This is a genomic window from Mycolicibacter kumamotonensis (assembly GCF_002086285.1).
GTDB lineage: Bacteria > Actinomycetota > Actinomycetes > Mycobacteriales > Mycobacteriaceae > Mycobacterium > Mycobacterium kumamotonense.
Window position 1 is genome coordinate 1 of the sequence record NZ_MVHU01000069.1, and the last position, 6,439, is coordinate 6,439.

The window sequence follows — 6,439 nt, forward strand, 5'->3', positions numbered from 1 at the left end:
CGTCGACGGGCGAGCCCGCAACCGCCGGATCGGAGGTCGCCTGAAAATCACCGATCCACAGGTCTTGACAATATCTCTGCGGATAGGGAGTTATGAGTTCAGTAGGGAAGAAGATCATCTCCAGCGGCGCGAAAATGTTTGCCGTGTTGGGCATGTTCATCGCCAGCAGCTTGGCCGGTGTCCCTGGCCTCGTGCACGCCGGGCCGCCGGGAACCGATGACCCGCACACGCCGAATCCGGAGTTCAACTACTGCCCCGGAGGAGGTTCTGGGGGCCCCGGATCGTACTGGTGCGACGGCGAGCCGTACCCGGACGGCTCGTTCTGGCATATGTTCAAACAGGCTCACACCTGGCACGCATACTGCGTCACCGACAAGGGCAACCCGTTGCCACCGCCGGCGCCGCCGGGCGGGTGTGAGGGTGCGGTGTGACGACAGTCACCGACTGCGCAGGACAGCCGCGGGGCTAGCTGCGATGGGGCTGTTGCTCGCCATGCCGATAGGCGTGGCCGCCGCCCGAGCAGTCTGATCCTGGCCGGAACCTCCCCGCCGCGGGCACACTGGAGTGTGGCCGGCCGGAAGGGGTTAGTGATGGGCAACGACGGTGCCTTCGGATTCGACGCCGAGGACCTGGACCGGGTGATCCGAGAGGCGAGCGAAGGGCTGCGCGCGGCGTTCGACCGTTTCGCCGGAGGGTTCACCTCCGGCAACCGTGGGGGGTGGGGCGCGATCTTCGCCGACCTGGCTCAGGCGGCGCGCTCGGGGCCGCCGACCACTGGCGAGACCGGTGACGGGGTGTGGGCCATCTACACCGTCGGCGAGGACGGAGCGGCCCGGGTCGAGCAGGTGTACGCCACCGAGATCGAGGCCCTGCGTGCCAGCCAGCGCAACCCAGATCCCAAACGAAAAGTACGGTTTTTGCCGTATGGAATTGCCGTCGGTGTGCTTGACGACAGTACTGAGGAAACCGAGTGAGATAGGCCGCCGACAGGCGGGGCTCGCTTGGTTTGACAGCGTTCCGAGGTGGGTTACATTGCCACCGTGCCCGAGATGAACCGCCGCCACGCCATGCTGATGCTGGGTGCCGGGGCGCTGGCCGCCGCCGCCCCGAATCCGTTGGCCAGAGCCGTTCCTGCGCCTCCCCGAGCGCCCGGGGACCCGTCGCAGCCACCGTCCGGCCCCGCCGATCCCGCGGCTCCGACCGCGGCAGCCAAGCCCGGCGGCTACATCTGGCATGACGAGTTCGACGGCCCGGCCGGTTCCGCCCCGGACCGGTCGAAGTGGACGATCTCCAATCACCGCACGCCGATCCGTCGTCCGGTCGGCTGGGACCGGCCCGAGTACTTCTACCAATATCGCGACAGCCGTCAGAACGTCTTTCTGGACGGCAAATCCAATCTCGTCATCCGTGCCACCCGCGACGGCAACACGTACTTCGGTGGTCTGGTGCACGGCAACTGGCGCGGCGGCATCGGCACCACCTGGGAAGCCCGCATCAAGTTGAACTGCCAGACCGCGGGCTGCTGGCCCGGATGGTGGCTGTCCAACGACGACCCGGGCCGTGAAGGCGAGATCGACCTGATGGAGTGGTACGGCAACGGCGAATGGCCGTCCGGCACCACCGTGCATGCCAACCCGTTCGGCACCGCGTTCGAAACGTTCGCCCTCCCGGTCGACGGCAACTGGCACAACTGGCGGGTCACCTGGAACCAGAGCGGCATGTACTTCTGGCAGGACTACGTCGACGGGATGGAGCCCTACTTTTCCGTCCCGGCCGTCGGCATCGAAGACGTGGAGGAACCGGTGCGGGTCTGGCCGTTCAACGATCCCGGTTACACGGTCTTCCCGATCCTGAACCTCGCCGTCGGTGGTTCCGGGGGCGGGGATGCCCGCCAGGGGTCCTACCCGGCCGACATGCTGATCGACTGGGTGCGGGTCTTCTAGCAGCGGCTAGCTCTCCGATTTGCGTTGCGGCCCTGAGTCGTAAGGCTGCGGAGCGTTCGTCGGCAGCACACCGCCCAGCGCGGCCGCGGCCAGCCGCCGGGCGTGTTCCTCGGTGAGTGGGCAATGCCCGGTCATGCGGCGAAAGATCAACGGCCCGAACAACAAATCGATGACGTCGTCGATCGCTGCGTCGGCATCGATGTCGCCGCGGGCGATTCCCCGTTGCCACAGTTCGGTGATCGCCGCGCGTCGACCGTCGAGGAAGTACTCGCGGAAGTACTCCGCACCTGCCTTGTCGTCGACGCACGCCGCGAGCAATTGGGCGAACACCTGGCCGCGGGCGCTCGCGTAGAACGCCGAGACGCGCACCACCTGTTCGGTGAGATCTCCCACCGCGCTTCCGGTATCCGGCAGCGGCAGATCCTGGGCCATCATCGCCCCGAAAGCCTCGGCTGCCACGGCAGTTCGCGATGGCCAGTGCTTGTAGACGGTGGCCTTGCTGGCCCCGGATCGCGCCGCGATCGCGTCGACCGTGGCGGCGGCGAACCCACCCTCGTCGAGCAGTTCTGCGGTCGCGTCCAAGATGGTCTGGTGGATTCGGTCGCTGCGGGTACCGGTGGGACGGACGAAGCGACGCTCGCCCGCCCCACCGCCGGGCTCAGGCGACATCGTCGAAGTCGGTCGATTGCGAGACGCTGCGCCACTGGGCCAACTCGGCCTGCACGTGGGCCAGCTTGGCCTCCACCGCTGCGATGGTGTCGTTGCCCAGCTGCAGGCGCACCGGGGGCCGCTCGGACTCGACCACGTCGATGATGGCCTCGGCCGCCTTGACCGGGTCCCCGGGCTGGTCGTGGTTGCGCTCGCCGGCCGTGATGCGCATCTGGCCCGCCGGACCGTCGGCGTAATCGTCGATCCGGTTCTGTTGGATCTGCAGGCTGGACGAGTCGAGGAAGTCGGTGCGGAAATAGCCGGGCTCCACCACCATCACGTGGACCCCGAGTGGTTTCAGCTCGGCGTGCAGTGCCTCCGAGAGCGCCTCGACGGCGAACTTGGTCGAGGCGTAAACACCCCAGCCGGGCGAGCTGACGAACCCGCCCACCGAGGAGATGTTGACGATTGCGCCGGACCGCTGCGCCCGCAGCACCGGTGCGACCGCGCGCGTGACGGTCAACAGGCCGAACACGTTGGTGTCGTAGACGGCACGCACCTCGGCGTCGGTGGCCTCCTCGACCGCGCCGAGCAGCCCGCGGCCGGCGTTGTTGACCAGCACGTCGATTCGGCCGAAGCGCTCCACCGCCGCCCGCACGGCCTGACGAGCCTGCTCCTCATCGGTGACGTCCAGCGCTACGGCGAGCACGTTCTCGTTGTCGCCGAGAGCGTCGGTGACGGTTTCGGCGCGGCGCGCGGTGGCGACCACCTGGTGGCCGCGGTCCAGCAGATCCCGCGCGATCTGCAAGCCGAACCCGCGGGACGCTCCGGTGATGAACCAAACGCTCATGTCTCGCACCTCCGTTAGTGAACTGTACGTTTAGTTTAGATCGCTCGGACGGTCGACGCAAGCATGAATTCCTGTCCAATCCGCTCTGTCGTCGGCGCGCCCCGGCGGTCGATCAATGCGACCATTCGAAGGTGCCCGAGATGAATCGCCGCAGCATGATGTTGACCACGGGAATCGGGATGCTGGCCTCCGCGATGCGGATGCCGCAGGCGTGGGCGCAGCCGACGCCGGCAGGTCCGCTGCCCACCGCCCCGGCCCAGACCTACCTCTTCCACGACGAGTTCGACGGTCCCGCCGGTTCGGCCCCCGATTCGGCGAAGTGGATGGTCGCGCGGGCGCGGGAATCCATGAAGGATCCGACGTTCTGGGAGCGGCCCGAGAACGTCGGGCAATACCGCGACGATCGCCAGAACGTCTTCCTGGACGGCAAGTCCAACCTGGTGCTGCGTGCCGCCAAAGACGGCAACACCTACTACAGCGGCAAGGTCCAGAGCCGGTGGACCGGCGGCATCGGCCACACCTGGGAAGCCCGCATCAAACTCAACTGCCTGACCGCCGGCGCCTGGCCCGCCTGGTGGATGGGCAATGAGGATCGCGGCGAGATCGACGTGCTGGAGTGGTACGGCAACGGCAACTGGCCGTCGGCGACCACCGTCCATACCAAGGCGAACGGGGCCGAGTGGGCGACCCACCAGATCGCGATGGACAGTGCCTGGCACACCTGGCGGTGCCGGTGGGATGAGGACGGCATCCGCTTCTGGCGCGATTACGTCGACGGCGCCGCGCCGTACTTCACCGTTCCGGCGAACTCCATCGCGGACTGGCCGTTCAACGACCCGGGCTACCAAGTGTTTTCGGTGTTGAATCTGGCCGTCGCGGGTTCGGGCGGTGGCGACCCCGGGCCGGGCAGCTACCCGGCGGAGATGCTGGTCGACTGGGTGCGGGTGTTCTAGGCGACGGGGTCGAGCGGAACTAGCCGGCGATCCCCGCCTTGGCCGTTGCCTGCGGTGCGCAAGCTGCTCAAACGTGGAGCCGATGACGGGAATCGAACCCGCGTTCTCAGCTTGGGAAGCTGATGTTCTGCCATTGAACTACATCGGCATTGCTGCGCTAGCAGGCTAGCATCAGCGCTTCGCGGACAGGCACCGACGGCGGCGACTGTGCGGAATTGTTCGCCCAAAGCCGAGATTCGCCACCAAACCGCACAATCGGCGGCCGTGGCGCGCAGCGCATCAGCCCCATCGGGGCGGTCAGCGGATACGCTCGTGCGGTGCTGCTCTCCGATCGCGACCTGCGGGCCGAAATCGCCGCCGGCCGGCTGGGCATCGACCCCTTCGATGACGCCCTGGTACAGCCGTCCAGCGTCGACGTCCGCCTCGACAGCCTGTTCCGGGTGTTCAACAACACCCGCTACACCCACATCGACCCGGCTAAACAGCAGGACGAACTGACGACGCTGTTCGAGCCCGATCCCGGTGAGCCGTTCGTGCTGCACCCCGGCGAGTTTGTGCTGGGCTCCACCCTGGAGTGCTGCACCCTGCCCGAGGACCTGGCCGGCCGCTTGGAGGGGAAGTCGAGCCTGGGCCGGCTCGGTCTGCTGACCCACTCCACCGCGGGGTTCATCGACCCGGGCTTCTCCGGTCACATCACCCTGGAGCTGTCCAACGTGGCGAATCTGCCGATCACGTTGTGGCCGGGAATGAAGATCGGCCAGCTGTGCCTGCTGCGGCTGACAAGTCCGGCGGAGCACCCTTACGGCAGCACGCGAGTAGGGTCGAAATATCAGGGCCAGCGCGGGCCGACGCCGTCCCGCTCGTACCAGAACTTCATCTAGTCCGGTAAGCCCTCGGATGTGACGGCCGCCCGCGGCCGTGATGAAGCCAGTACCGGCTGGCCCTGTCGGGGGTCTGGCCCTCAGCACTGGCCGAATAGCAGCGGGTGGAGGTTTCGGTGGACATCGTTCTCGGGGTGTCAGTGGCGCCCTCGACGGTCCGCATGGTGTTGGTGGAAGGCGAAAGCGCCAACGGAGTCACGGTGGAGCATGACGACTTCGACGTGGGCGCCGGTACCCAAACCGCACCGGAGCGGGTGGTCTCGGCCATCCTGGGCACCCGTGAGGGTGCTCGTGAGGGTGGCTATCAGCTCAGCTCGACCGGGGTGACCTGGACGAATCCCGCCGAGGCCACCGCCTTGCGGGATGCCTTGGTCAGCCACAAGGTCGAGAACGTGATGCTGGTGTCGGCGTTTCTGGCGGCGGCGGCCCTGGCGCAGGCGGTGGGCGGTGCGACCCGCTACGACCGCACGGCTCTGCTGTTCGTCGAACCGGAGGCCGCCACCCTGGCGGTGGTCAACTCCGACGACGGTGCCATCACCGAGATCTACCGGCAACCGCTGTCAAGCGACGATGCCAGCGCCGTCGGCGAGATCGCCGCGATGGCGGCCGGCGCGCAACGGCTGGAGTCCCGCCCCGACGGGCTGTTCGTGGTGGGATCGGGTGGCGTCAACGTCGCCGCGATCAAGCCGGAGCTGGACAAGGCCAGCCCACTGCCGGTCAGCGCACCCGAGGAACCCGACATGGCGCTGGCGCGTGGTGCGGCACTGGCCAGCGCGCACGCCCCGCTGTTCAACTCGTCCACTCGGGCGATGGCGTGGGCGCAGGACCCCGGCACCGGAGCAGTGGACCCGTCGCTGGTCAGTGGCGGCTACGCCTACATCCCGCCCGAGGCGGTGGACTACAACGCCACTTCGGACATCGAGCCGCTGGCCTACAGCGCGGTTCCCGACTTCACCGACAGCGGCTACCTGCCCTCGGGAATCCAGGACGCCGTCGACCAGCCCGAGCTCGTCGACTCCCGGCTGCTGGACTTCAGCACCGGGTTCCAGCAGCGGGAGCGCAAGCCGATGTTGGTCACCGGCGGGGTGGCGGCGCTCAGGTGTGGGTCGACGGCCTCACGTGCGATCAGCAGCCGCATGATCTCGCTGGATCCCTCGAAGATGC

General features: G+C 67.6%; 7 protein-coding genes, 1 tRNA gene and 2 pseudogenes. 6 read left to right on the plus strand and 4 right to left on the minus strand.

Annotated features, from left to right (window positions below):
• The first annotated feature begins 152 nt into the window (after nucleotides 1–152).
• The 3 genes from BST28_RS22515 to BST28_RS22525 all read left to right on the plus strand — a co-directional run bounded on the left by BST28_RS22515 (nucleotide 153) and on the right by BST28_RS22525 (nucleotide 1,943).
• On the plus strand, nucleotides 153–431 hold the full coding sequence (locus tag BST28_RS22515; protein WP_065287957.1) for a hypothetical protein: 279 nt from the start codon (nucleotides 153–155) through the stop codon (nucleotides 429–431).
• Nucleotides 432–590: 159 nt separating this feature from the next.
• Nucleotides 591–974 (plus strand): Rv0313 family protein, encoded by a 384-nt coding sequence (locus BST28_RS22520; RefSeq protein WP_065287885.1) that lies wholly within the window; start codon nucleotides 591–593, stop codon nucleotides 972–974.
• 75 nt (nucleotides 975–1,049) lie between these two features.
• Nucleotides 1,050–1,943 (plus strand): glycoside hydrolase family 16 protein, encoded by an 894-nt coding sequence (locus tag BST28_RS22525; protein WP_109560774.1) that lies wholly within the window; start codon nucleotides 1,050–1,052, stop codon nucleotides 1,941–1,943.
• A gap of 6 nt (nucleotides 1,944–1,949) precedes the next feature.
• Here BST28_RS22525 and BST28_RS22530 read toward each other — a convergent pair whose 3' ends face one another.
• Both BST28_RS22530 and BST28_RS22535 read right to left on the minus strand, forming a co-directional pair.
• The gene (locus BST28_RS22530) at nucleotides 1,950–2,612 is read right to left on the minus strand and encodes a TetR/AcrR family transcriptional regulator (protein ID WP_083083182.1); all 663 of its coding nucleotides are present in this window, start codon (nucleotides 2,610–2,612) and stop codon (nucleotides 1,950–1,952) included.
• On the minus strand, nucleotides 2,602–3,441 hold the full coding sequence (locus tag BST28_RS22535) for an oxidoreductase (RefSeq protein WP_083083183.1): 840 nt from the start codon (nucleotides 3,439–3,441) through the stop codon (nucleotides 2,602–2,604). Before BST28_RS22535 ends, BST28_RS22530 begins: the two co-directional genes overlap by 11 nt.
• Nucleotides 3,442–3,572: 131 nt before the next feature.
• Between BST28_RS22535 and BST28_RS22540 the strand changes: the two genes are divergently transcribed.
• Nucleotides 3,573–4,394: a glycoside hydrolase family 16 protein gene (locus BST28_RS22540; protein ID WP_083083184.1), complete on the plus strand. Its 822-nt coding sequence runs from the start codon at nucleotides 3,573–3,575 to the stop codon at nucleotides 4,392–4,394.
• A gap of 74 nt (nucleotides 4,395–4,468) precedes the next feature.
• On the opposite strand, the gene BST28_RS22545 is transcribed toward BST28_RS22540, so the two are convergent.
• Nucleotides 4,469–4,542, minus strand: a tRNA-Gly gene (locus tag BST28_RS22545).
• Between the two features lie 169 nt (nucleotides 4,543–4,711).
• Between BST28_RS22545 and dcd the strand changes: the two genes are divergently transcribed.
• Both dcd and BST28_RS22555 read left to right on the plus strand, forming a co-directional pair.
• Nucleotides 4,712–5,275, plus strand: a complete 564-nt coding sequence (dcd, locus tag BST28_RS22550; protein ID WP_019737443.1) for a dCTP deaminase — start codon at nucleotides 4,712–4,714, stop codon at nucleotides 5,273–5,275.
• A 116-nt stretch (nucleotides 5,276–5,391) separates the two neighbouring features.
• Nucleotides 5,392–6,225, plus strand: a pseudogene (locus BST28_RS22555) (DUF7159 family protein); the annotation flags it as partial.
• A gap of 137 nt (nucleotides 6,226–6,362) precedes the next feature.
• Here BST28_RS22555 and BST28_RS25325 read toward each other — a convergent pair.
• A pseudogene (locus BST28_RS25325) lies at nucleotides 6,363–6,439 on the minus strand (hypothetical protein); the annotation flags it as partial.